The sequence below is a fragment of the Flavobacterium album genome (assembly GCF_003096035.1).
In the GTDB taxonomy this organism is placed as follows: Bacteria; Bacteroidota; Bacteroidia; order Flavobacteriales; family Flavobacteriaceae; genus Flavobacterium; species Flavobacterium album.
Map to the genome: position 1 here is coordinate 2,029,005 of NZ_CP029186.1, position 25,879 is coordinate 2,054,883.

Annotated in this window: 17 protein-coding genes; 6 read left to right on the forward strand and 11 right to left on the reverse strand. The window is 44.8% G+C overall.

Annotated elements, in window-relative coordinates; all coding sequences use genetic code 11:
• The first annotated feature begins 44 nt into the window (after positions 1-44).
• The gene (locus HYN59_RS08995; RefSeq protein ID WP_108777949.1) at positions 45-1,757 is read left to right on the forward strand and encodes a CocE/NonD family hydrolase; all 1,713 of its coding nucleotides are present in this window, start codon (positions 45-47) and stop codon (positions 1,755-1,757) included.
• Between the two features lie 18 nt (positions 1,758-1,775).
• Here the strand turns inward: HYN59_RS08995 and HYN59_RS09000 are convergent, their stop codons facing one another.
• Positions 1,776-2,411 (reverse strand): carbonic anhydrase, encoded by a 636-nt coding sequence (locus tag HYN59_RS09000; protein ID WP_108777950.1) that lies wholly within the window; start codon positions 2,409-2,411, stop codon positions 1,776-1,778.
• A gap of 59 nt (positions 2,412-2,470) precedes the next feature.
• Here HYN59_RS09000 and HYN59_RS09005 point away from each other — a divergent pair, with 59 nt between their 5' ends.
• The gene (locus HYN59_RS09005; RefSeq protein ID WP_108777951.1) at positions 2,471-3,289 is read left to right on the forward strand and encodes a zinc ribbon domain-containing protein; all 819 of its coding nucleotides are present in this window, start codon (positions 2,471-2,473) and stop codon (positions 3,287-3,289) included.
• Positions 3,290-3,343: 54 nt separating this feature from the next.
• Here HYN59_RS09005 and HYN59_RS09010 read toward each other — a convergent pair whose 3' ends face one another.
• The 8 genes from HYN59_RS09010 to HYN59_RS09045 all read right to left on the reverse strand — a co-directional run bounded on the left by HYN59_RS09010 (position 3,344) and on the right by HYN59_RS09045 (position 14,040).
• Positions 3,344-4,597 carry a hypothetical protein gene (locus HYN59_RS09010; RefSeq protein ID WP_108777952.1) on the reverse strand — a complete coding sequence of 418 codons (1,254 nt, stop codon included), beginning with the start codon at positions 4,595-4,597 and terminating at the stop codon, positions 3,344-3,346.
• A gap of 146 nt (positions 4,598-4,743) precedes the next feature.
• Positions 4,744-5,148 (reverse strand): DUF4844 domain-containing protein, encoded by a 405-nt coding sequence (locus tag HYN59_RS09015; RefSeq protein ID WP_108777953.1) that lies wholly within the window; start codon positions 5,146-5,148, stop codon positions 4,744-4,746.
• The gene (scpA, locus tag HYN59_RS09020; RefSeq protein WP_108777954.1) at positions 5,145-7,286 is read right to left on the reverse strand and encodes a methylmalonyl-CoA mutase; all 2,142 of its coding nucleotides are present in this window, start codon (positions 7,284-7,286) and stop codon (positions 5,145-5,147) included. Before scpA ends, HYN59_RS09015 begins: the two co-directional genes overlap by 4 nt.
• A gap of 271 nt (positions 7,287-7,557) precedes the next feature.
• Positions 7,558-8,928 (reverse strand): methylmalonyl-CoA mutase subunit beta, encoded by a 1,371-nt coding sequence (locus HYN59_RS09025; protein WP_108777955.1) that lies wholly within the window; start codon positions 8,926-8,928, stop codon positions 7,558-7,560.
• Between the two features lie 9 nt (positions 8,929-8,937).
• Entirely contained in the window at positions 8,938-9,285 is a 348-nt protein-coding gene (locus HYN59_RS09030; RefSeq protein WP_108777956.1) for an FtsB family cell division protein, read from the reverse strand.
• Between the two features lie 164 nt (positions 9,286-9,449).
• Positions 9,450-10,058 (reverse strand): uridine kinase, encoded by a 609-nt coding sequence (gene udk / locus HYN59_RS09035; protein WP_108777957.1) that lies wholly within the window; start codon positions 10,056-10,058, stop codon positions 9,450-9,452.
• 267 nt (positions 10,059-10,325) lie between these two features.
• Positions 10,326-11,555, reverse strand: a complete 1,230-nt coding sequence (locus tag HYN59_RS09040; protein ID WP_146185899.1) for a hypothetical protein — start codon at positions 11,553-11,555, stop codon at positions 10,326-10,328.
• Positions 11,536-14,040, reverse strand: a complete 2,505-nt coding sequence (locus tag HYN59_RS09045) for a DUF2339 domain-containing protein (RefSeq protein WP_108777959.1) — start codon at positions 14,038-14,040, stop codon at positions 11,536-11,538. Before HYN59_RS09045 ends, HYN59_RS09040 begins: the two co-directional genes overlap by 20 nt.
• 374 nt (positions 14,041-14,414) lie before the next feature.
• On the opposite strand from HYN59_RS09045, the gene HYN59_RS09050 reads away from it, so the two are divergent.
• Positions 14,415-15,965 carry an alpha-amylase family glycosyl hydrolase gene (locus tag HYN59_RS09050; RefSeq protein WP_108777960.1) on the forward strand — a complete coding sequence of 517 codons (1,551 nt, stop codon included), beginning with the start codon at positions 14,415-14,417 and terminating at the stop codon, positions 15,963-15,965.
• 153 nt (positions 15,966-16,118) lie between these two features.
• Positions 16,119-19,610: an Ig-like domain-containing protein gene (locus HYN59_RS09055; protein WP_146185900.1), complete on the forward strand. Its 3,492-nt coding sequence runs from the start codon at positions 16,119-16,121 to the stop codon at positions 19,608-19,610.
• A 344-nt stretch (positions 19,611-19,954) separates the two neighbouring features.
• Here the strand turns inward: HYN59_RS09055 and HYN59_RS09060 are convergent, their stop codons facing one another.
• Positions 19,955-20,425 carry a hypothetical protein gene (locus HYN59_RS09060; protein ID WP_108777962.1) on the reverse strand — a complete coding sequence of 157 codons (471 nt, stop codon included), beginning with the start codon at positions 20,423-20,425 and terminating at the stop codon, positions 19,955-19,957.
• A gap of 510 nt (positions 20,426-20,935) precedes the next feature.
• Positions 20,936-22,525, reverse strand: a complete 1,590-nt coding sequence (locus HYN59_RS09065; protein WP_108777963.1) for a peptide chain release factor 3 — start codon at positions 22,523-22,525, stop codon at positions 20,936-20,938.
• 627 nt (positions 22,526-23,152) lie between these two features.
• Here HYN59_RS09065 and HYN59_RS09070 point away from each other — a divergent pair.
• Positions 23,153-24,745, forward strand: a complete 1,593-nt coding sequence (locus HYN59_RS09070; protein ID WP_108777964.1) for a reverse transcriptase domain-containing protein — start codon at positions 23,153-23,155, stop codon at positions 24,743-24,745.
• Positions 24,746-24,925: 180 nt separating this feature from the next.
• The gene (locus HYN59_RS09075) at positions 24,926-25,876 is read left to right on the forward strand and encodes a PorP/SprF family type IX secretion system membrane protein (protein ID WP_425433045.1); all 951 of its coding nucleotides are present in this window, start codon (positions 24,926-24,928) and stop codon (positions 25,874-25,876) included.
• Positions 25,877-25,879: the final 3 nt, after the last annotated feature.

Here is a 25,879-nt window from a genome sequence, read left to right on the forward strand (position 1 = left end):
AAATTTGGCAGCCATGCGTTTGAATGGCATAAACCAACTGCCCCATGGCCAAATATTACCTGTTCCTAATTTGTACTTTCATTTTCATCTCTGCCTTTGCACAGGCTCCGGACATAGCAAAGGACAATACTATAGAATATGCCCGGATCCCGCTGCCAGATGGTGACTCCCTTTCTGCGGTCATTGTTATCAGTAAAACTGCAAATAATCCACTTCCGGCGATACTTATGTATAGCATATATGCTTCAGAAAAAAACGATTTGGCCAGGGCTGCAATCGCTGCAAATATGGGATATGCAGGTGTTGTTGTGAATACACGCGGGATGAACAAAAGCAAAAGTTCAGTTGAGCCGTTTAAACATGATGCCGAAGATGCATGGCACATGCTGGACTGGATAAGCAAACAGAAATGGTGTGACGGGCAAATAGGAATGTATGGCGGCAGCTACGTGGGCTTCAGCCAGTGGGCGGCGGCTAAAAGCGGGCATCCTGCACTTAAGACAATTGTACCCCAGGCGGCAGTAGGTGTCGGTATCGATTTTCCGGCGCACAACGGTATCTTTTCGGTGTATTCGCTTAAGTGGCTCAACAACATTATGGACGCGAAAATGTATGAGGCTAAAAATTTCGGGGGAAAAAGCCTCCATAAAGCTATAGACCGATGGGCGGGCAAAGGGCTGGCCTTCCGTGTAATAGATTCGCTGGCCGAAGGTCCGAACAATGTGTATCGTGAATGGCTGGGGAATCCGTCTTATAACGGGTACTGGCAAAAGATGGTGCCGTATAAAGAAGAGTTTGCGGCCATCAACATCCCTGTCCTTACTACAACAGGTTATTATGATGCCGACCAGCTGGGAGCATTATATTATTACAAAGAACATTTGAAATATAATCCTTCTGCGGAGCATTATCTCATCATGGGGCCGTATGATCATTTCGGCGCACAGGGCATGCAAGGTGAAAAGGTGCTTAATTACCCATTGCCTGAAAAGGCGCGCCTGAACTTTTACAAGGTCATTTTTCAGTGGTTCGACTATGTGCTGAAGGGAAAAGACAAGCCTGATGTGCTCAAAGATAAAGTCAACTATCAGGTGATGGGCACCGAAGAATGGAGGTCGGCGCCCTCACTGGAACAAATGGGAACTGCAACGCTTAAATTTTATCTCAGCAATGAAAAAGCCGGTATAGCCTACAGGCTTGCTACAAGCCCTCCTGCCGCAACAGGTGGTACAACGCAGAAGATCGACTTTAAAAATAACTCTGAATACGGGAGAAGCATTTACAACAATGAGATCGTGACAAGGAAGCTAAGGCCCGGCGGCATCCAATTTGTATCTGAACCATTGGCAGAAGGACTTATTATTAATGGGAACATGAGAGGTGAGCTTCATGCCATTGTCAACAAAAAAGATATGGATATAGTAATGGAGCTGTTTGAGCTTACTTCCGGCGGCGATTTTATCAGCCTCTCGCATTTTCTGGGAAGGGCGAGCTATACCAAAGACAGGGCCACACGACATCTGCTTATCCCGGGCGCTACTGAAACCATCCCTTTTGAGAACTCTTACCTGATCTCTAAAAAAATCAACGCCGGCAGCCGCCTTGTGGTTGTCCTGGGCATAAACAAAAACCAAAATTCGCAGGTAAATTATGGCACCGGCAAAGATGTAAGCGATGAAACCAGGGAAGATGCGAAAGAGCCGCTCGAGGTGCAATGGCTGAACAGCAGCATTATCAGCATACCCGTATTACCATAGGTTATCAGTTAATTGCCTTTACTCTGCGCTGTCGATTCTGTATATGTCAACAATGTTTCTTGTAATAGCATTGAAGTCAATAGCCAGGTCTACCAGATTTCCCGTATGGATATCGAATATCCAGCCATGTACGGTAAGCCCCCGTTCGGCGATAGCCTTTTGCACTTCGGCTGTCTTGATCACATTGATGCATTGTTCCTGTACGTTGAGCTCGGCAAGGCGTTCGTAGCGGCGGGTTTCGTCGGCAATTCCCATAAGTTCCTTGCGATGCAGGCGGTACACGTCCCTGATGTTGCGAAGCCACGGATTGAGTATGCCAAGGTCGGTATTCTGCATGGCGGCGAGGATACCCCCACAGCCATAATGCCCGCACACCACCACATGGCCTACTTTGAGCACGCTCACGGCATAATTGATAACCGACATGACGTTGAGGTCGGTATTCGGGACAACATTGGCGATGTTCCGGTGTACGAACACTTCGCCCGGCTGAAGGCCCATCACCTCTTCGGCTGTAACGCGGCTGTCGGAACACCCAATATACAGTATGGCAGGGGATTGTCCCTGAGACAGTTTGTTAAAATAGCTTTTGTCGTTTTCAAGCTGCAGGGATACCCACGCTTTATTATTTTCAAAAATTTTTTTGATGTCCATTCCGGTACTATTTACTCCCAAAAATAATAATATATTTGGAGCACCGCAATTAATGAAACGTGAATTATATAATTGGGACTAATTCCACCAAAACAGACGTATTCCCAATGCAGAATGTGCCGTGCCCTGCCTGTGACAGCCAAAGTTCCCTTACGGCTGTAAGGCATGCCAGGTACTTCCATATCCTGAGTATCCCATTTTTTCCGTTAGGCCATTTTGCAACAGTCATCTGCTCCAAATGCCAGAAGACATTTACCGATAACCAATTTACAGGCCCCATGCACATGATCCTCACAGAGCGGGAGATCATATTCAAAAACAGGTGGCCGGCGTGGCACTTTCTTGGTGTTTTTGTGGTGGGTGCATTCTTTTTCTTCGTAACCTGTACTATCAATTTCATTGAAAATGTAAAAAAGGGCGGTAATGCAAAAGTGAAAGAAAATGACCTGTATGCCACCAGATATGAAAGGGATGTAAAGCAGCTGACCAATCGCCCGGATAAAGAAGCCGACTCCATTGCCTGCAGGATAAAGCAGTATGTAGATGCTAATGTGACGGATGAACTGGACAGGTTTAATTTTAAATATTTTACACGGGTAAAAGACGGAAGGATACTTGTGCTGATGAAAGTAGACGATCTGGATAAAGTTTCCGATGAAGGCAGGAAGGAGTTTATATCATTGATCGAGGACGCGCTGTATGAATCAGATTATACTGCTGATAAAGGCGCTTACATAGGGATATTAGATGACTTTGATACCGAATTGGTAAGCACGCCGACCTACGAATTTACCAGGGCAAAGCCCGATCCTGAAACGGAATTGTATGAATTTTACAGGGACGAGATCGATACTATAATTAAGGATACGATTCAATAAAAAAACGAAATTGAACTGCTAATTTTGGTACATGCCCAATGGAGGTTCAAAGCACTATTTCTTTGACTGTGTTATGGTGTAAACCGATATTGACGCAGGGGAATTGCGTATTAAAACAGCATAGTCAATATAATCAAGCGTACAGGCATTTTCATAGTCAATCTTTTGCGGGGGGTCGTAGATAACCTCAATCAAATCGGTGCACTCGGGAGCGCTGTAAGGGCTTGCCTTTCCATTCAGCCTGAATATGCACAGGTCTGTAACAGCTTCCGTTTTCAGCGCTTCAATCCCTTTAAAATATTCATAAGGGGCATCGCCAATGCCAAAGTCGCCTTCTGTTTTCGCATTCACAAAATTCCCATTTTTATCAAATACTTCATCCCAGATTACTTCCGATTTTGTAAGATACCCCATGACCGTTATAATTTCATTCTTTTTTAAAATGCCATTATCAATGAGCATTGAAAAAAAAGGCGTTGAGTTCCCCTCCTTATGCTTCATCAGGTGGGAAAAACCCAAACGGAAAAACTGCTTTTTGTCCTTTAAATTATACATGTCGCGAAGTTTCATGTAGTTTGTATACATTTCCCTTTCCCGGTTAAAATCAGTCAACTGGCGGGTTTTAATAGCTGAAATAATATAGTCGAACATTTTCCGGTCTGTAATATACCTGCTGTATTTTGGGAAATTTATTTCGAAATCATTTACAAACGCTTTTAGCTGGTTTTTAGAAAAGCTTTTGTATTTGGCCGAATAATCGGTGGTATCTGTAGCTACAGTTTTCTGAAGTTCCTGTGCGAGCGGCCATTCTGCAGTGTCGTTAATAAGCGAAAGTAAATGCCTGTAGGTATACTTGTAGGTAACAATAATATCCGAACCCAGAACTGTTATTTTTTTATCCTGCGGTAGCCTGTCGTTGATGGCCTTTATCTTTTTCCATTTTTCAAGAACATTTATCGTGCGCTCCTGTGGTACGCGCGTGCCATAATGAACGATGAGGTCTTTAAGCAAAGCTTCATCGCCGGTTGTAAGGTATTCGTTAAAATAGTGGGCGATGCTCATATCGGTTTCTGCAAAATAATAATCAATATCCTGCCGGCTGAGTACTGATTGCAGTAGAAGCAGCTCGGCATCCTCAGTTTTTGCCGAACCGTGGTAAGCCCCAAAGCCTATTATCAGCGCCTTTTCTTCCGGGAATATATACGAAACGTCCAATGCATTTTTATGCATTACAAGGTAACTTTTTTTATCCTGTGCCATTAATAAAACAGCATGCAGCAGAAAAAACAAGAGTGAGGCTTTTTTCATGATAGGATGATTAAAGCTCAAATATAACCTTCTGTATTAAAGGAGAATTGTAAAATTGGGACTTCAGATTATAAAGCCTGCAATTGCAGGCTTCTTATTCATGTAGTAACTCAACTAAATAGAACTGTCAAAACTGATGTGGTCAATTATTTATACATAAAATCCATTAATAATCCATCGGAGCTTTCCAAACCTACAATATCCATAAGTTCTTCGAAATAACTACATACACGTTCACGATCTTCAGTATCCAAATAGATACCCGAAAATCTGTCGAGCCCTGTCTTTATTTTCTCCTGATATTTTTTATCAGTAGGGTTTGGGGATTTTGCTATCTCTCTAAAGTCATCAGCTGCCTGATTGATCTTTTCAGATAACACCGGCCTCATTTTCACATCTCTTACACCTGGATAATGCATTTGAAGGTCTTCGGTAAACTTTTCCTTTTGTTTGAATTTTTCAAATTTGTCCATAATATCTGGAGGGTTAACGATTTGAGCCTGCCCGCAGGCACAAAGTGTAATTAACAAAATCAAACAGAGTTTTTTCATAATTCTTCAAATCCCTTAATCAATACCTCCAATATCTTAATCGCCGCCTCACTGATCTTCGTGCCCGGCCCGAAAACCGCCACGGCACCGGAGTCAAAGAGGTATTGGTAATCCTGTGCAGGAATCACCCCGCCCACGATCACCATAATATCTTCACGCCCATATTTTTTCAGCTCTTCTATTACCTGCGGCACAAGGGTTTTATGCCCTGCAGCTAAGGAGGAAACGCCAAGTATATGCACGTCATTCTCCACAGCCTGCTTAGCTGCTTCTGTCGGCGTTTGGAAAAGCGGACCAATGTCCACGTCGAAACCAACATCTGCATAGCCTGTAGCTACTACCTTGGCGCCGCGGTCGTGGCCGTCCTGGCCCATTTTGGCAATCATTATCCTTGGGCGGCGGCCTTCCAGCTTCGCGAATTCATCCGCCAGCTGTTTTGCTTTTTCAAAGCTTTCGTCGTTCTTTATTTCTTTGCTGTACACTCCGCTAAATGATCTTATTTGTGCTTTATACCTTCCGTAAACCGTTTCCAGCGCATCGCTTATCTCACCCAGGGTAGCCCTGTGGCGTGCGGCCTCCACGGCCAGTTCCAGTAGGTTGCCTTCGCCGCTTTTTGCAGCAGCAGTAAGGTTCGCCAGGCATTCATTTACTTTTTTAGTATCGCGTGATGCCTTTATTTTTGCCAGCTGCTCCAATTGCTGGCGGCGCACCATCTGGTTATCTACATCAAGGATATGGAGCGGGTCTTCTTTTTCGAGGCGGTATTTGTTTACGCCCACAATGATGTCCTGCCCGCTGTCAATACGTGCCTGCTTGCGTGCGGCTGCTTCCTCGATGCGAAGCTTCGGTATGCCTGCCTCAATGGCTTTGGTCATCCCGCCCAGTTCTTCGACTTCCTCGATAAGCGCCCATGCTTTTTTGGCGATCTCATCGGTAAGGCTTTCGATATAGTAGCTTCCTGCCCATGGGTCGACTGTCTTTGTTATTTTGGTCTCTTCCTGAAGGAATATCTGTGTGTTACGCGCAATACGTGCCGAAAAATCGGTTGGCAGCGCAATGGCTTCATCTAATGCATTGGTATGCAACGACTGTGTCCCGCCGAACGCTGCTGCGGCTGCTTCAATGCAGGTGCGTGCCACATTGTTGAATGGGTCCTGCTCGGTGAGGCTCCATCCGCTGGTCTGGCAGTGGGTGCGCAGTGCCAGCGATTTTTCGTCTTTCGGTTCGAATTGTTTCAGAAGTTTTGCCCACAGCATACGGCCTGCACGCATCTTGGCGATCTCCATAAAATGGTTCATGCCAATAGCCCAAAAGAAGGACAGCCGGGGTGCAAAATCGTCGATCTTCATGCCTGCGGCCAGCCCGGTACGGATGTATTCCAGACCGTCTGCAAGGGTATAGGCCAACTCGATATCGGCGGTTGCCCCGGCTTCCTGCATGTGATAGCCTGAGATGCTGATCGAGTTGAATTTCGGCATTTTGCGGCTCGTGTATTCAAATATATCGGCAATGATCCGCATTGATGGAGTAGGAGGGTAGATGTAGGTGTTGCGCACCATGAACTCCTTCAGGATATCGTTCTGTATCGTCCCCGAAAGCAGTTCCGGCTTCACGCCCTGCTCTTCGGCAGCTACGATATAAAACGCCATGATGGGCAATACTGCGCCATTCATGGTCATGGAAACCGACATCTCATCCAGCGGTATCTGGTCGAACAGCACTTTCATATCTTCCACGCTGTCAATCGCCACACCCGCTTTGCCCACATCGCCTACCACGCGCTCGTGGTCGCTGTCGTAACCGCGGTGCGTAGCAAGGTCGAACGCTACCGACAGGCCTTTTTGCCCTGCGGCAAGGTTTCGCCTGTAAAAAGCGTTGCTCTCTTCGGCAGTCGAGAAACCTGCATACTGGCGTATCGTCCACGGGCGGCGCACATACATAGTAGCATACGGCCCGCGCAGGTTAGGCGCAAAACCCGCCCCAAAGGCGATGTGCTCCAGGTTTTCGATGTCTTCTGCGGTGTAGTTTTGCTTTACGGCAATGCCCTCGGCAATAACAAAGTTATCTTGTTCCGTGTTCCGTGTTTCAGGTTTCGGGCTTCCGTGAAGCTTAATATGTTGGAGGTTTTTTCTGGACATACTTTTTTAGCTGTTCCAATGATTCTTCACCGGAAATATAGTTTTCTATCGATTCATTTAGTCTTTCGTCAAGGATGGCTTTCATTTCATCTGTCAGGGTAAAATCCTCACCTGCACTGCTAAGCCTATTTTAATCTCATTCATAGCTTCGTCAAAATCCTGTGCCCAGAAAGGGTTTCAAATATTCCTGTTTCCGACTTCTAACTTCATCTTTCTGCCATTGAGGTATATAATCTTCCATAATTGCTTTTTTAGTAAATATAATACATTGCTAATCAGCTTTTTCTTCCATTGCCAGCCTTTCCTGTTCCATCTTTTCTGCCAGCCTTTTTTCTATGATAGGTACGATAAGCGTTTTCCTCGGATTGGCTTTTACAAACGGGTACAGCTCAAGGTCGCCGCTCATCCTGTCGTTCTTGTTCGGGTATTTGTTGGTGCCCAGCAGCACTTCTTTCCCGCTGTCGAAAAGCTCCTGCTCTTTAGCGGCGCTTTCGGCTATCTTTCGTTGTATGGTGCCTTCTTTCAATTGTCCAAGAAAACCACCGTTAGCTTCGATATCCTTAAATAATGCAAGCGCTTTTTCCGCAATCTGCTGCGTAAGCTCTTCGATATAATAAGCGCCGTCAGCAGGGTTGTCTACCTTATCCAGATAGCTTTCGTGCTTGAGTACCAACAGCTGGTTGCGCGCAATACGGTCGCCAAACTCATTGTCTTTATGGTACAAAGCGTCATAGGCAAGGTTCGCCACAGTATCGGCCCCGCCCAGTATTGCGCTCATGCATTCGGTAGTAGTGCGCAGCATATTTACGTTGTAATCGTAAAGCGTTTTGTTTCGTTTTGTAGGTGTGGCTATGATGTGGCATTCGAAATTATGGTCGTACTCTTTTGCGATCAGGTTAAAAAGCAACCTTAGCGCACGCAGCTTGGCGATTTCGAAAAAGTAATTGGTACCCACAGCAACCTGTATGATAACTGGCTTGTTTATCGTGGCAATGCTGTTGAAATATTCGTTGGCATGTCCCAGTATATAAGCGACTTGCTGCACTATAGTGGCCCCTGCGTTTTGGTACAGGCTGCCGTCAACGCCCAGAAAATGGACATTAGGGCAGGCGATTGAAATAGTATTAAGGGCTTCGAGGTCGGCTTCCTTATGCGAAAACCAGTTTCCGTCTTTTGCCAGTTGGGCGATGGGGTCAAGCTGAATGTAATAGGTAGCATTTTTCTCTTTGGCAATGACATCAATCTTCTTTACGAAATCGATTGAAAGGAAACCTAAATTGAAGTAAATAGGAACGTCTACCGGAAGGCGCGCCACCAGCTTTTCAACATCGATATTTTCGTCGGGAATGGTAAATCGTATGCTTTCGGCACCTCGTTTCAGCGTACTTAAAGCGCGCCCCGCCGACTTCTCTACATCGTGTACAAAAATATTCTGGCAAATGGTGAAGGAAGTTGCTTTCCCGCCCGAGGCCAGCGGCTCATTGAATTCGTCGGTGTGGTAAAAAGGCTTTACCTTAATACCGTCGGGGCTTTCCCAAACCAGTGTTTCGTTATAATCGGCTCCCTTAAGCTCATATTGTATCTGCTGTTTCCACTGTTTGGAAGAAACCGGGTCGAAATCGTTAAACAGGCTGCTGCTCATACGCTAATTTTAAAGTGATTTTGTGCTTTCCTCCTCAAGGGTGTCCCCTTCGAATTCAATAATGTAAATATCCTCATTCTCACGCTTCATGTAGTATTTTTCACGTGCATATTTTTCAGTCTGGTCAGGGTTGTTCAGCTGCTTTATCGCGGCGCTGTCTTTTCTTTTTTCATTGAGGTAATATTGCTTGTTATCTTCCAGGTCATCAATCTTTTTGTCAAGCACCCTTTTGTCAAAATAGGAGTAATTGTCAAGGAAAAGCATCCATATACTCACAAAAATAATAACCAACACATATCTGTTCCCTAAGAATTTAAGGAACGGATATTTGATAAATATTTTTTTGAAAAAATTCACTGAATATGATTTACAACTACAAAGAAATGACTTTTGTTGTTATATAGGGATATTTTACCTCAAAGGGCATAAAGTTTTTTCCAGCTATTATTATAAATTCAGTTTGCTTCGTCTGCATTTTCGCAATTAAAGGGCAACTGAAAACTGCGACTGCGACTGAAAACTTAAAGAATCCTCTGATTTATCACCGCCCTCACCACATCAATCGCTACCGTGTTATAACGGTCGTTAGGGATGATGATGTCGGCATACGCTTTTGTGGGTTCGATAAACTGCTCGTGCATAGGCTTGAGTGTATTCTGGTAACGGTTAAGCACCTCGTCCATGTCACGGCCCCTTTCGGCAATGTCGCGCTTCAGGCGGCGTATAAGCCTTTCGTCCGGGTCGGCATGTACAAACACTTTTATATCAAACAATTCGCGAAGCTTAGGATCCGATAGTATAAGGATGCCTTCCACGATCATTACCTTTCTCGGATGGGTTAGTATCGTATCGTCCGTCCTGTTATGGGTTACGAATGAATATACAGGCTGCTCGATCACATTTCCTGCCTTGAGCTGTTTAAGATGTTCGGTCAGGAGGTCAAAATCAATGGCGCGTGGATGGTCAAAATTGATCTTTGCGCGGTCTTCATAGCTAAGGTTGGTTGTTTCGCGGTAGTAGTGGTCCTGGCTGATGATGCCCACTTCTGTAAGTGGCAACTCGTTCATGATTTGGTGTACAACGGTGGTTTTCCCACTTCCGGTCCCGCCGGCAATTCCGATGATAAGCATTTAGTGTTGTTTTTGTTTTTGCAAAAGTAGTAATTATCGGCAGGGTTTAGGAAATCTAATGTCAAATTTTAACCACACAGCTTGTCCTTCACGTAGCAGGAGCTACATAACAAATCCTTATGTTAATTATAGTACAATTACACAAAGATCCGCAAAGAAGGCGCGAAGATTCGCAAAGTTTTCATACGCAAAAATGTAAAAACGATTTACATGTTTAATCATTCTTTGTGCTCCTTTGGGCCTCCTTTGTGAATCTTTGCGGTATAACTATTTACTTTCCTTATTCTTCATATCCTTTACCATGCTCACACAAAAATAGATCACTATAGCAGCACCTGCAGCAATGCACACCCACATGATCCACGGGCTGTGGGTTTGGGCTTTTTGGGACGGTTCATTATTCACAGCCGAAGCATCAGATAAAACAGCAACCGGGAGGTTGTTGGGTAGCTTGTCCTTAAAATTGATGAAGTCGTATTCGGCTGAACCAACGTGCGTGTTGCCGCTAACTACGGTATAATGTTCTCCGGCTTTAAGGTCGGCGACAATCCGTAAAGGCGTTTGGTAGAATTTTACCGATGCGATCTTCAGTGGTGGGTTAGCGCCATTGTCAATTTCCAAAGTAAAGTCCTTTTCCGCAAAATCTTCGAGGTCTATCACATTTTTGGTAGAGGAATCCAATTCAAAACCATTAAGTGTAACTGTCGTTACAGTAGACTTTTTTCTTTTCTTTATTTCACGGTCTGCCAAAATCCTTACACTTCTTTTATAAAAGGTCGGGGCACTTATATCAAATACTATACGATTGATGAGTGTCCTGTGTTTTTGCCGTACACTGATGTATGTTGTTTTACCGCCGTCCGTATTTTCCATTTTTACAGAAGGCATAATTTCCTCCATTGCAACAGGAGTAATGCTTTCGGTAAGCTGTCCTGCTTCGAGAATATTTACGGGAAGTGTTTTTTTGTCGTCAAATTCTATTTTGATGTATCTGTAATTGTGCAACGGCAGGAACAATGTTTTGTACACACGCGTATCGGCAGGGTTATAAAGGCCGTCGAGTACCTGGCTGTTTACCAACCCGAAAAATTCCTTGTTGTCATTACTTCCGCTAATGCTATAGGTCTTCACGGCATCAGTATTGGCTATAGCCAAAATAAGCTCTTGCATTTTGCTGCCAACGATATTCTCTATCGTGACCGATGAGCTTTTGCCCTCCGACTTTGTCCTCGAAATAATGGGATATTGCTTAAAAGCCTGTGCGTTCACTTCCGAAGGGCTGTACTCCAAAAAGTAGGGCACCTCCTTGTTTTTACTGTCGAGTATCCTGATGATCTCCGGCTGCTCATCGGTAAGGCTGCGGAACTGGGAGCCAACATAAATGACATGTGGCCCATCTTTCTTAATGCCGGACAGCTTTGCCGAAACGGTATACTGCTGTGCAAAGGCGGAGCAGCTTATCAGCAACAAAAATATTTTAAACAGTTTCATCATCATTCCTTTCATTTTCAGGTTTGTCTTCTATCACAAGCCGCTTCACTTTTTGGTACACAAACGATATCACCAGTATCAGTATGCCCAGCAATATGAATGCGATGATCTTACCAGTTTCGGATACGTTGCGGATGTCATAAATAAATAGCTTCGCGATCGTAAGCCCAAGTAAAATGAGCGCGGCGATACGGATGCTCTTCAGCTGTTTTTTAATGCCGACAACGAGCAGCAGGCACGCGATCACGCCCCATAATATAGGGTAGCCTGTTTTTATTACCTGGCTCCTCATGGCAGCAATATGTTCGTAGGCGGCCATGGAATGTATCGACGTTCCTGAATGTTCTGTTGCCAGCGGTACGGGGTCGAGCGTAATGGCCAGCCAGTGCAGCATCAGCTCCGAACTAGCAAGGTACACCAGCAGGAATACCGACACCCATGGCAGTGCTTTCTTGCTGCCGAACTGTTGCAGTACCACTTCTTTATTCATTTTGTATACCAGCGTGGCGGTGTAAAGTACCAATGCGAGCAATACGAAATGCAGCCAGTACCCCAGCCTGGATTTAATGCCCATGTCGAGGTAATCTTCCACTTCGTAATAGGCCAGCCTTGAAAAAAGCAGTATGAACGCCACAATATTGATAATACCGATGAGCGTACCCATTTGTTTCCGCAGCGCGCTTTTCCCCAGACAATATGTATGGATGAAAATAATGCAGAAAACCAAATGATAGAGCACCAAAAGGCTGTAAGCGGCATAGGTGCTTTCAAGGTAGTAGTCTGTTTGGTAGTTGAGTTCCAGGAATCCGGCGACATATACCAGCAGCAGCGTAAATATTTGTACGAACTTACGGTAATTGGCTACGTTGAATGGAATACCGTAAAGTTTATATATCCCTGAATCGCGCTTCAAAAGCAACAGGATACCAATGCACGAAGCAATAGAGAACACGCTGGTCATGAAAGCAGGGTTGATGATAACATTGAGCGGTTCGGTATCGAAATAAATATTGAGCCAGTCCATTACAAGGCTGATGAGCATGAGCGCATGCACGATAGCCGACCCAAACCGGAAACTCTCGATCTTCGACTTTTGCGCGAGCCACATAAGCAGCACCGCTTCGGCCGACCAGAACAGCGTGATGTAATTGCCTTCAAACTGAATCGGGATGGCGAGTGTTACAAACGTCAGCGTAAGCCCGATAAGGATATAGATAACCTTTTGGTCGATGTCCAGTTTTTTATACAGCAGCCACGAAAAGCAAAAGTTGAAGACACCCAGCAGCAATGTGAACATCCCTTTGTACTGTGGCATGGAACTTTCCAAAATGGCCATTCCCGCGGCATAGAAAAGGAAGGTATTGCTCACCAATATGCTGAGCTGCATGTTCGAGAAAGCCGTTTTATTCCTTACATTATTGATAATGTTCATCAGGATAAAGACGAAGTAAAATACAAACCCAAAAGCCAGCGCTCCCTGGTAAGGCGCGTTTTCTGTCCCGATTATCGTGAACAGCCATCCGCCATAGAACAGGATAGTAAACACATAAGCCTGCAGGTTGATGAAGTTCCATTTTTTGTAGTAGGCTATAGCTAAAATTCCAACGTTAAGTATCGTGATATAACTAAAGAGCACGATGTAATTACCGCTGCCTGTGCTAACCATAAACGGTACTGCGAAACCTCCTATGAGCGTAAGTGCGGCCAACTCCATACGGTCATAAGATACCGAAAGGAAAGCGCTGAAACCCGTAATGGCAACCATGATAATAAATGCGACCGTCTGGCTGAAGAGCTGGTAATCGTGGAAGGCAACTGCAATTGTAAAGTAAAATATTGACATTGCCCCGGCGACGAGAACTGAGCTGAAAGCTTTATAATTAACACGGAGCTTATGCGCCACAAGCATAACAATACCCCCGGCCAGTATGCCTATCCCCACGCGGGCAGGCTCATTGATCCAGTCTTTGTCTATGGCGAATTTCACGAAATAGCTGATACCCAGCACAAGTATCAGGATCCCTATTTTATTGATGAGGTTCTCTCCGATGAATTTCTCCATGTCAGGATTCTGCTCCTTGAATTTTTCCCACCACGATTTTTGTGGGGGCAGTACCACATTAGGCCGCGGCGTATTGGTTTCGGCAGGGCGCGGCTGCTGTATTGCTGCTGGGCGCAGTACAGATTCCGGTATCGGTTGTGGTTTTGGAAGTATTGGGGCCTGTGCTTCAGGGAAAGGTTCAGTTCGGGGTTGCTCAACAGGCTTTTCGGGATGCGGTTTTGGTATTTCAGGTTGTGGTGCAGGCTTTGACGGAGCTGGCTCGAAAGCTTTTTCAGCAGTGGCCTGGAATTTCTCAAGCAGGCGGGTATGGTAGTCCAGCTTCCGGTTGGTTTCGAATAAGCTGTCTTTCAGCCGGTCAATTTTCGATGAAAGAGTATTGAGGAATATTATAAATACTACTACGAGTACGATCATTAAGATGTATTCCATGCTGGTTGGTTAATGGTTAGCGTAAATTTAAATTATTTAAGCTTAAAGTATGAAAATGTTTAGCGATCATTTTCACGAAAGTAGTTTTTGTACTTTTACGGAGCGATGCCGGGTAAAATTTGGCATCACAGCTAGCTCCGCAAAGTCTCTGACTTTGTGAAAGCGATGGCATGTCTATGACATTCAAAAGTAAAGTCGGAGACCTTTAACCACATCCCCAAAGTCAGAGACTTTGGGGAGCAGTGAAGTAACCTGATAAGACCGGTATTAAAGCCTCGAAGGTGGCGTAATATAATAGCCCGGAGCAACGCTCCGGGTCAAAAAGGCACATACGAAAGTAAAGCCCTGAAAGGGCGCGACAAAAACAAATAAACATGATCAAAAAACTCATTTTTTTATTATCGATTTTTTTTACAATAAATACCTCCGCACAGCAGGAAGTGATATACCATATATTCCAGCGCAGTTTTTTCGACAGTAATGGCGATGGCAACGGCGACCTGAAGGGAATACAGCAAAAACTGGATTATTTGCAGCAACTGGGCATTACTACGATCTTGCTCACGCCATTGTACCAAAGCGATCTTTACCATAATTATTTCGCCACCGATTTTGAGGCTATAGATAAGGAATACGGCAGCTTTAAGGAATACCGCGACCTGATACTGGAGGTGCACAAACGCAAAATGAAGCTGTACCAGGATGTAGAGATGCAGTATGTATCGGGGAAGCATCCGTGGTTTACCGATTCGTATAAGAACCCGAAGTCGGAGTACAGCAAATATGTTTATTACAACGATAAGGCGAACGAAAAGCCGTATTACTTTTGGGATGTACCGGAGTTTACTACCTATGATAATTCGAAAGAACAGATCATTTTGGTGAACATGAAGGACCCGAAAGTAAAGGAATATACACTGAAAGTCCTGAAATACTGGATCGATCCGGATGGTAATGGTAACTTTAATGATGGGGTGGATGGCTACAGGCTGGATCATATGATGGATAACCTTGATAATGCCAACAAACTCACCAACCTGTTTAAGGATTTCTGGACACCGCTACTGAATGACCTGCGAAAAGTAAACCCGGCATTGCAGATCGTTGCCGAACAGGCCGACTGGAATTCCTATGGGCAGGAGTATTTTACCAAAGGCAATGCAGACAGGGTGTTTGCCTTTCGGCTAAGGCAGGCCATAACATCTTTTGATAAAAAGAAGATCGAAAAGGCGGCCGACAGCACATTCCTGTATAACCCTGCGGGTAAGCAACAGGTGGTTTTTATAGAGAACCATGACACCGATCGTTTTGCATCGGAGGCTGGAATGAGCATTGGCAAGCTGAAAATAGGGGCCGCGATGAATATACTGATGGGCGGGGTACCTTCCATATATTATGGGCAGGAACTCGGCATGAAGGGTAAAAGGGTACAACACCCGACTGATGGTACCGATATCCCCATCCGGGAAGCTTTTGAATGGTATGCTGCAGAGGCCGGACCCGGCATGGCGCTTTGGTACAAGGACACCGGCCCATGGTGGGACAACCGTAACATAAAGGCGGACGATGGAATCTCCTTAGAAGAGCAGCAGAAAGACCCCAATTCGCTGTGGAGTTATTATAAGCAGCTCATCCGCCTTAAAAAAGTGCAGCCTGCGTTGGCTTTTGGCGATTATAAAACGATACCGAATACCAATGATAACGTATTTTCTTTTACAAGAACATATAAAGATGAAAAGATACTGGTGGTTGTCAATCTTTCAGGTAATACCGAAGATGTGATGATTGATCCCCGTGAAGATTATAATATATCGAACCTGAAACTCCTTTCGGGTACACCCAATGTAATATTACCGCGCGACGGCAAAAACCTTACTATGACCCCTTATACCGTGCAGGTTTGGAGGTTTCCGAAGGGTAATTGATTTCCGAAAGCAGTGTTAAAGTTTTCTTAATGGAATTTATTGTAAAAATTTGATTAACAAAACCTTAATAGTTATTTTATTTACCGGAAACCTCTTTAGGAATCCGTAATCATAATTTTGGTTGCATTTAAACATAAAACCAATAATAAAATTATGATGAAAATTGTACAAAGAACTTTCCATAAAGTTTTACTTGTAATGATGGTCGCCTTTGGCTCTTTTGAAGCCGGAGCGCAGATCCTTGCATGGGATGCAGCCAACAACGGCGGAGGGTTTGGCGCAAGCCCATGGGCACCAGCTACACAGGATACTAATGTAACAACTTCGGGATTAGTACGTGGCAGTGCCATAGCGACCAGCGGTACCCCGGCAGGCGGCGCATGGGGCGGATCCGGTGGCTGGGCGGCAGGCTCTGGAGTCTCTACCGACGCTAATAGTTTTTACTTTACGGTGGTGGCTGCTTCCGGCTACAAGATGAGCCTTTCTGAGATAACAACGGCTACCAGGCGGTCAAATTCAGGCCCTTCGGGATATACGCTTTACTACTCGGTTAATGGCGGCGCTTTCGTTTCTGCCGGGACAGCAACAACTACTTCTACCAGCGGCACGGGCGGTACGGCGAATTCAATACCACTGTCTTCTATTTCGGAACTACAGGATGTAGCGGCAGGAACAATAGTAAAATTCAGGATCAACCCAACCGGGTCGGCAGGAAATTATTACATTACAAACGGCACAAACAGCCTTAGGGTAAACGGTACGGTAACACAGGCACAGCCTGATGCACCTGTAGCCACAGCGGCTACGGCAATAGGGGCTGCAGGGTTTACGGCAAACTGGAATTCAGTAACGGGCGCAACCGGTTACAGGCTCGATGTAGCTACCGACGCAGCATTTACGCAAATGAGCGAGATATACGACAACTTTGCTGTTACCGGCACGTCGCAATTGGTTTCTGTTGGCATTGAGCCGAATGTAACCTATTACTACAGGGTACGGGCTGAAGTAAACGCCGCCACTTCGCCTAATTCGAATGTGATCACCGCCACAACACTGAACCCGGTACCGGCGACCATAACTACCACCCAGATATTGCCTGCAAGCATAACAACTACGACAGCGGTTTCGGGAGGTAATGTTACCAGCGATGGGATGGCTGCGGTTACTGCGCGCGGTGTGGTATGGGCAACTACAACTAACCCAACCACTGCTTCTTTGACTACAACTGATGGCACAGGAACGGGAATATTCACCAGCAACTTTTCAGGGCTTACGCCAAATACACATTACTATTACAGGGCTTATGCAACTAACAGTATCGGAACTTCTTATGGCGCGGAATATTCTTTCTGGACACTTGCCAATACTCCGGGATCACCGACTATAAGCAACGCCGATATTTTCAGCATTGACATTGCAATTGATGCCAACGGGAATCCTGCCAGTACAGTTTATGCCATTATGATAAACGGCGGCGGCCTTACCGGTCAATTTGTTGCTGCTGACGGTTCAGTTTCCGATACAGCGGTTTGGCAAACGGCTGCCCAGTGGGGTGCGGTTATCACTGTAGATGTATTGATGCCGGGCACTACCTATACTTTTAGCGTTGCTGCCCAAAACGGCGCAGGGGTGCAGACACCATGGAGCGCGGCAGCACAGGGCAGTACCAATCCGCTGCCGGGACCTACGACACTTACACTTCTTAACAATACAATTGATTTCGAACCGGCATGCCTTAGCACAGATTCCGACGGGGCCGTTGGGTCCTTTGTTTTTGAAGCTACTAACCTTAGCGGTACAGGAATCGGACTCGGCACTGTTTTAGTAAGCGGCCCGGACGGGATGCCGCTTGAAGGCATCAGCTTTAGCACTACAGCAGACGGACAATTTGACGAAGGCACTTTCCAGGTGGAAGCTATTGAAGAAGGACAGGACAACACAATATATGTAAGGTTCGACCCTACTTCAGGAGTGAGCTACGGTACGCTGGTTATCGAACTTTCCCTGATCGACCCGATGAACAGCACTGCTGAGCCAATTACAGTAGAAGCTGTCATCGTAGACCTTCCTGAGGCAGGTGCTGCCCAGGCAGTGTGCGCGGGAAGTACAGTTGCTAACCTTACCACTACCTCAGGAACGGATATTAAATGGTATACTGTCCAAACAGGCGGTACGGCTTTAGCTGCGACAGATGTTTTGGCGACAGGTACTTATTATGCCTCTCAAAGTATCGGCGAGTGTGAAAGCGCGAGGATCCCGGTGGTCGTAACCGTAAACCCTATACCGGATGCGCCGGTTGCCGAAGCGCAATTATTCTGTGGCACTGCAACAGCAGGTGAGCTACAGGCGACTACAGGTACATCGTTAAAATGGTACGACGTGGCTACCGGCGGAACTCCTCTATCAGCAACAGCAGCTTTGGCTACAGGAACCTACTATGTAACACAAACCATGACAGATTGCGAAAGCGCAAGGACTTCGGTAGCTGTAACGGTTAACGCTATCCCTGATGCCCCAACCGCTCCGGCCCAGCTATTCTGCGGCCCGGCTACAGTAGACGGACTTACCCTTACCACGGGTGCTGCGCCAAAATGGTATACTGCCGAAACCGGTGGAGACGCCCTTGAGATGGAAACAGCGCTTGCTTCAGGTACCTATTATGTATCGCAAACCGTTGGCGGGTGCGAAAGTGCCAGGACAGCGGTTGAAGTAACCGTAAACCCGATACCTGCCGCTCCCGCAGTTGTGCCTGTACAGACTTTCTGTAATACAGCTACCGTTGCCGATCTTGATGCCGATGGCGAGAACATACTTTGGTATACTTCAGCTACAGGCGGAACTGCTTTATCCGAAACTACAGCTATTACTGCGGGTACATCATTATTCTATGCTTCCCAAACTATAAACGGATGCGAAAGCACAACAAGGACTGCAGTGGCGGTACAGCTTAATTTAACGGCTGCCCCCGCGGCGGCGGCACAGTCATTCTGCGGTGCAGGAACTGTGAGTGAGCTAATGGCTGCTACTTCTTCCCCTGTATGGTATGCTGACGAAATAGGAGGCACGGCATTAGAAGGCACTACTGCCCTGGCTACAGGTACTTACTATGTATCCCAGACTATAAACGGCTGTGAAAGCGCCAGGACAGCGGTTGCCGTTACAGTAACACAGGTAATTAACCCTGAAGGGGATGATACCCAGGATTTTGAAGCCGGTGAAACGCTTGCCGACCTTGAAGTAGAAGGCGAAAACATCGTGTGGTATGCTGACGAGGCGCTTGAAACTATTTTGCCGGATACGACTCCGCTTGCAGATGAAACTACCTATTATGCAGTGGCAACGATGGGTGAGTGTAGGAGCGGATCGTCAATTGCAGTTACGGTAAATGAAGTATTAGGCACAACAGGATTCGACAGGAACAGCCTGAGCTATTATCCTAACCCGGTAAATGACATACTGAACCTGTCGTACAGTAATACTATCAAATCTGTGGTTGTGTACAACCTGCTTGGACAGCCTGTAGTGTCGAAGGATGTAAATGCAAATACGGTACAGCTTGATATGTCGGCGCTTGCCGCAGGCTCTTATATCATGAAAGTGGAATCCGGCGACAGCATTGCAACAATAAAAGTAATTAAGAGATAAGGTTATATGTATTTCTTGAACAAAGGGGCCCGTGCAAACGGGGCCCTTTTTGATTTATAGTGCATAAGTGTTCGGAGGGTTGAATATTTTATGTTACATATCACTCCTCCGGAGTTCTGGTCCGCTATTATCCATATATTTTCTATAAACATGCCACCCCGCTGGGGCTATACTTATGAGTCCCGGAAGAATGGCATGTTTATAGAAAAAAATAGCCGGGGCGCATGTGAGTTCCAGAGGAACGGCATATTAGTGTACAGCACCCGGGTTTCAGGAATAGCGATCTATGGATACAGATGCAAATAAAAAAGGGCCCTTAAATAGAGCCCTTTTCGAATATCCCATCAAATATTTTTGAGGGTCAGTGTAGTCAGATGAGATATTCTTTCGTCCCACTCTTCCGTTTTGTGAAATTGGTTGGATGGGATACGCCATATTTTTGTTTCGTGCACGCATTCGCCGAATTTCTCCAGCTCTTTTGCAGTGGCAAAGTCCTTGAGCTTCTCTATTCCCGACATAGCTATAATGGCGAGTTCGGGGAAAATGTTAAGGCTGTGCAGTGCGAATACTATATCCGAAATTTTTTTTCGCTGCTCGGTAGGTGCGCTGGCTACAACGAGAATGCTTCTTTTTTTAACAGTCAGCAGGTAATTGTCTTTATCAAGATCGGCAATACCTATTGGGCGTAATGTTGCTATTGCACTGTCATCAATACATAATTGTTTTATCGAAGAAGGATTAAGGCGTTTGCAAATGTCTTTAACGGTTGCCGATTTGCCCGAACTCTTCGAACCCTTTATTATGATATATTTCATTCAGATTATTTGACGTTTTTGGTTCTGGAAATATAGTAAAACTTGTTAAATAAATCTTAAAATTCCTCCAAAATCACATATAGATAAATTATAGACAATTATTTTGTTATTTATTTAAAAATCAAATAATTATAATTATTTTTTAGCTTTGTATAGGTGGCATGTTGTAGTGAAATTGCGCGACAGCAATCTAACTGCAAGAAATTTTATGTCAATTTCTGCGCGCGGAGATGGATAATCGTAAAGGTAAACCGACTTTCCCGATAGCCCTGATAGAGCCTGCCTACCGTCAGGCAGGCCGGTATCCTGCTGTAGCCTGCGGAGGCAGATAAAGGCGAAAGCAGGACAGAGATGGCAAAAAGGTAGGGAGAGGGCTGCTTTAAATATTAAAAGGTAACTCTAATCGGTTAGTCCTCTCCCCCGGCCCCTCTCCTTGGGAGAGGGGCCGGGGGAGAGGACTTGCGCGGTAATAAAATAAAAAGAGCCATCTTTTCAGACGGCTCATTATAACTAATCAAACTCCGAAGTGAAAAACAACTTCACGCTCGGGTATTTGGATTGTGTCATTTGTATGGAGAAATCGGAGTCGGCAAGGAAAACCAACTGCCCGAATTTATCTTTAGCCAAAAACTTCTGCTTGATCCGCTTGAATTCGGCGAACTCTTCATTCTTCGGATCATCCGGCTTTACCCAACAGGCTTTGTAGGCGGGGAAATTTTCGTACGAACATTTCGCGCCGTATTCGTGCTCCAGACGGTACTGGATAACTTCGTATTGCAGTGCGCCCACAGTACCTATGACCTTACGGCCGTTCATCTCGAGGGTAAAGAGCTGTGCCACGCCTTCGTCCATCAGCTGGTCGATGCCCTTTTCGAGCTGCTTGGCTTTCATCGGGTCGGCATTGTTGATGTAGCGGAAGTGTTCCGGCGAGAAGCTCGGGATGCCCTTAAAGCTCATGTGCTCGCCTTCGGTCAGCGTGTCGCCGATCTTGAAGTTGCCTGTATCGTGCAGACCGACGATATCGCCGGGGTAGGATACGTCTACAATTTCTTTCTTTTCTGCGAAAAAGGCATTGGGGCTGGAGAACTTCAGGTTCTTGTTATGGCGTACGTGCAGGTACGGCTTGTTGCGCTCGAACATGCCCGACACTATCTTCACGAACGCGATACGGTCGCGGTGCTTGGGGTCCATGTTGGCGTGTATCTTGAATACGAAGCCGGCGAACTTATCTTCATCCGGTTTCACCTCTCGGGTGTCGCTGTCCTTTGGCCTTGGCGAAGGCGCGATCTCGATAAAGCAATCCAACAGCTCGCGTACCCCAAAGTTGTTAAGGGCCGAACCGAAGAAAACCGGCTGCAGCTTTCCGTCAAGGTAGGCCTGGCGGTCAAACGCCGGGTACACCTCGTCGATAAGCTCCAACTCTTCACGAAGCTGTTTAGCAGGCTTAGCGCCGATTATATTATCCAGTTCAGGGTTGTTGATGTCAGAAAACGCGATGGTTTCCTCTATGTTCTTACGGCTGTCACCGCTAAAGAGGTTGATGTTCTTTTCCCAAATGTTATAAATCCCTTGGAAGTCGTACCCCATCCCGATAGGGAAGCTGAGCGGCGTAACGGTAAGGCCGAGCTTTTGCTCCACCTCGTCCATCAGGTCGAAAGCATCCTTACCTTCGCGGTCAAGCTTGTTGATGAAAACCAGCATGGGGATGCTGCGCATACGGCAGACTTCCACGAGTTTTTCGGTCTGTTCCTCGACACCTTTTGCCACGTCGATCACCACGATAACGCTGTCCACAGCGGTAAGGGTGCGGAAGGTATCCTCGGCAAAGTCCTTGTGGCCGGGCGTATCGAGGATGTTGATCTTTTTATCCTTATAATTGAAAGCAAGCACCGATGTCGCCACCGAGATTCCCCTCTGGCGCTCGATCTCCATGAAGTCGGACGTTGCGCCCTTCTTGATCTTGTTGCTCTTTACGGCGCCGGCCTCCTGTATCGCGCCCCCGAAAAGCAGCAGTTTTTCGGTTAGCGTTGTCTTACCCGCATCGGGGTGCGAGATGATGCCGAAGGTGCGCCTTCTTTCAATTTCCTCTTTAAAGTTCATGGGTATGCTTTTTATAAAACCGTGCAAAAATAGGGTTTATATTTTGGAAAACATAGTTTTGGGGAAATTGGGGTAACGAGGGTAAATCTATGACAATATGTCGCAAACTTTTTTGGCGCAATTTTTGTAGTCACAACACTGCCTTTAGAAAAGTCTGGAGGGTGATATGTTTAAGTTAATCTTTTCCCTTATAGCAAGAAGGGAGAGCTTGAGGGCTGCAGCCCACGCCATATACTCCTGAGAGTAGGAATACAGCTGCAATATAGTTAATATAGCCATTAAAGTCAAGTTCATTATGGATTTCATAACATTATTTCTGTTTAAAAGATTTCACGGATTTATCCGTATGTCCAAGCAGAGGTGAAACATACTCTGCAAGGTCTCAAGGATTCACAAAAGCAGTTGCAGTCAAACTGCCGGTAATCTTGAGAGGGTTAGGTACACTAATCTGAAGTGCCACATCTAACATTGTGTTACATGATTGGCCAAGGGTGGATTAAGACTTGTATGGGTGAAAATCCCTAGATGATGGAAATCGGTCATCGGTTAAGCAATGTATAACATTGTGCATTAGCGGGTAAATTAAAGACTGATATATATTTACTCGCTAATGTCCCAGTAAAACGTATGATTAAAAATACTTTATACACAGAGGAATTATGGGAAAGTTTTGTTGAAAAAAATGGCAAAACTAAAAACGAATTTAATTTAAAAACTTATCCTCAATTAGATCCATATTTTAATTTTTTAGAGAATAGTTCTGAAATTAAAAATTTAATAAGCGATCCTACTTTAAAAAAAGTTTCGGAACATTCCTTTTTGCCATTCATCAAAATTTTAACCAAGACTCCTAGATATCGTTATCAGGAAGATGAAAAAAATTATGGATTAGAAACAAAAATTCGTCCAATTTCATTTGCTTCGCATTTCGATTCATACATCTATGCTTATTATTCCCATGCGCTTACAGAGCGGTATCAAAAGTATATTAAGAAATGTGAGTTCGATAAATGTGTTTTAGCCTATAGAAGTGATCTTGATGGCAAATGTAATATTCAATTCGCAAAGGAAATCTTCAATGAAGTTGAAAAAAGAATAGGTAAATTTGGTACTTGTTCAGCAATAGCTTTAGATATCACAGGATATTTCGATAATATCGATCACTTCATTTTGAAAAATAAATGGTGTAAAGTAGTAGGCGAAAAGATGCTTCCTGCTGATCAATATAAAATTTTTAGATCACTTACGAAGTATAGCTATATAAACAAAAATAGTATATTAAAACATTTCGATATTAGTTTAAAGAAGTCAGGCAGTTGGTCTTCATTGCTTGATTTAATTCCTAACCATTTAGTAGGATCAAGGTTTAATGATAAACTTAATTTAATAAGGAAAAGGAGGCTTATCGTGCAAAACAAGCCTAAAATTAATAAAAATGGAGAAATTGAATATAGAGGTATACCTCAGGGTTCTCCGATGAGTGCTGTTCTCTCCAATATTTACCTAATTGATTTTGATGAAAAAATTTTTAAGTTAAGTAAAGAATTGGATTTTGTTTACAGAAGATACTGTGATGATATTCTTATAATTTGTCATCCTGAAAACGCGGAAAATATCAATAAAATCATTATAGAGGAGATAAAATCTTATTCACTAATAATCCAGCCAAAAAAAACTGAACTTATAACGTTTAAGAAGTCGCTTAGAGATAAGATTAGAGGTTTTAATCAAAAGAAGATTAATAAAATGTCTCCTATAATAAATGCCCAAAATGAACAACGCTATTTTAAAAATTTGCAATATTTAGGTTTTGAATTTAATGGCGAAAATATTTATATAAGACCAGGAAGCTTGTCCAGATATTTTAGAAAAATGAAAGGTAGGATTATCAAATCGATTATGATGTCCTACAGTGACAAGTCAAAAAGAGATAAAATTTTAAAGAAACAAATATTTGAAAGATACTCACATTTCGGAAAAAGGAATTTTTTATCTTACGCAATTAAATCTTCCAAGAAACAATATTACTCAAGGTCAGCGAAAAAATTTCGTGAGGGTATGAATTCAGTTTCCATAAGGAGACAGCTTTCTTCACATTTTGCCATTCTTGAAAAAGAAATTATAAGCAAGTCAAATCAGAGATTTGATTATAAAGAATACATATATGATGAAAAAATTGCTCAAGGTAAAAGAGCAAAACGTAAAAATTTGAAATTATAGTTTTAAGGGCATTGCTTCGTCTATTTTCCTCAATAATAGTGTTTAAAAGCTCGCGCCAATCCGCCTAAACCCGCATTATCCTCGTTCTCAATTAACTCATTATATATTTTATAACCAATCCTTTCCCACATATCCACTAAAACACTATTTTTACAGCTATACTTAAATTGCTAAGAAAAAGTGTACCAACAAACAAACTCCAATCACCTGATAACGAAGCTGGCACGATGGCTGCCCGCACTCCTTATAGTGTATGCATTGCAGCTGCACGCCCAGCAGGACCCGCAGTACACGCAGTACATGTACAACACGCTCACGGTGAACCCGGCGTATACCGGTTCTACAGGCAACCTTGAAGCTACGCTGCAGCACCGCACGCAGTGGGTCGGCATCGATGGCGCGCCGCAAACGCAGGCTTTCAGCATTCATTCGCCTATGTTTGACGAGCACGTAGGATTGGGCCTTAGCGTGGTGAATGACAGGCTCGGGCCTTCGAACGAGACGTACGTCAACGGGAATTTCTCTTATACCATTCCCCTTGGGCTTGATACCAAGCTGGCGTTCGGGTTGCGTGCCGGTGCCAGGATGCTGAACATCGATTGGTCCAAAGGGCGGGCTTACCAGGACGGCGACCCGCTCCTTAATACAAACATCAATAACCGGATAAACCCTACCATCGGGTCGGGAATTTATGTTTACGACGAAAAATGGTATGCCGGTATTTCGGTGCCGAATTTTTTGCGGTCGGATTATTATAACGATGTGCAGGAGGCTACGGTGCAGGACCGGCTGCATTATTACGTAATGGGCGGCTATGTGTTCGACCTGACCGAAGATGTGAAGTTCAAGCCTGCGGTACTGGCTAAAATTGTTTCTGGTTCACCGCTCATCGTGGATGCGTCGGCCAACTTCCTGTTGCAGGATATTGTTACGCTGGGTGTTTCCTACCGTTGGGACGACTCCGTGAGCGGCTTGGCGGGTTTCCAGATCACGAAAGGCATCTTCGCGGGATATTCCTATGACTACTCGGTGACCCAGCTTAACAAATACAACAACGGTTCGCACGAGATTATCCTCAGGTTCCAATTGGTGCCCAACGGAAGCCGCATCAAATCGCCGCGATTCTTCTAAAAT

Coding starts and splice junctions, on each gene's coding strand:
- HYN59_RS08995 (WP_108777949.1), top strand. CDS start 45: ATGGCCAAATATTACCTGTTCCTAATTTGTACTTTCATTTTCATCTCT.
- HYN59_RS09000 (WP_108777950.1), bottom strand. CDS start 2,411: ATGGACATCAAAAAAATTTTTGAAAATAATAAAGCGTGGGTATCCCTG.
- HYN59_RS09010 (WP_108777952.1), bottom strand. CDS start 4,597: ATGAAAAAAGCCTCACTCTTGTTTTTTCTGCTGCATGCTGTTTTATTA.
- HYN59_RS09015 (WP_108777953.1), bottom strand. CDS start 5,148: ATGAAAAAACTCTGTTTGATTTTGTTAATTACACTTTGTGCCTGCGGG.
- scpA (WP_108777954.1), bottom strand. CDS start 7,286: ATGTCCAGAAAAAACCTCCAACATATTAAGCTTCACGGAAGCCCGAAA.
- HYN59_RS09025 (WP_108777955.1), bottom strand. CDS start 8,928: ATGAGCAGCAGCCTGTTTAACGATTTCGACCCGGTTTCTTCCAAACAG.
- udk (WP_108777957.1), bottom strand. CDS start 10,058: ATGCTTATCATCGGAATTGCCGGCGGGACCGGAAGTGGGAAAACCACC.
- HYN59_RS09040 (WP_146185899.1), bottom strand. CDS start 11,555: ATGATGATGAAACTGTTTAAAATATTTTTGTTGCTGATAAGCTGCTCC.
- HYN59_RS09045 (WP_108777959.1), bottom strand. CDS start 14,040: ATGGAATACATCTTAATGATCGTACTCGTAGTAGTATTTATAATATTC.
- HYN59_RS09050 (WP_108777960.1), top strand. CDS start 14,415: ATGATCAAAAAACTCATTTTTTTATTATCGATTTTTTTTACAATAAAT.
- HYN59_RS09055 (WP_146185900.1), top strand. CDS start 16,119: ATGATGAAAATTGTACAAAGAACTTTCCATAAAGTTTTACTTGTAATG.
- HYN59_RS09060 (WP_108777962.1), bottom strand. CDS start 20,425: ATGAAATATATCATAATAAAGGGTTCGAAGAGTTCGGGCAAATCGGCA.
- HYN59_RS09065 (WP_108777963.1), bottom strand. CDS start 22,525: ATGAACTTTAAAGAGGAAATTGAAAGAAGGCGCACCTTCGGCATCATC.
- HYN59_RS09070 (WP_108777964.1), top strand. CDS start 23,153: ATGATTAAAAATACTTTATACACAGAGGAATTATGGGAAAGTTTTGTT.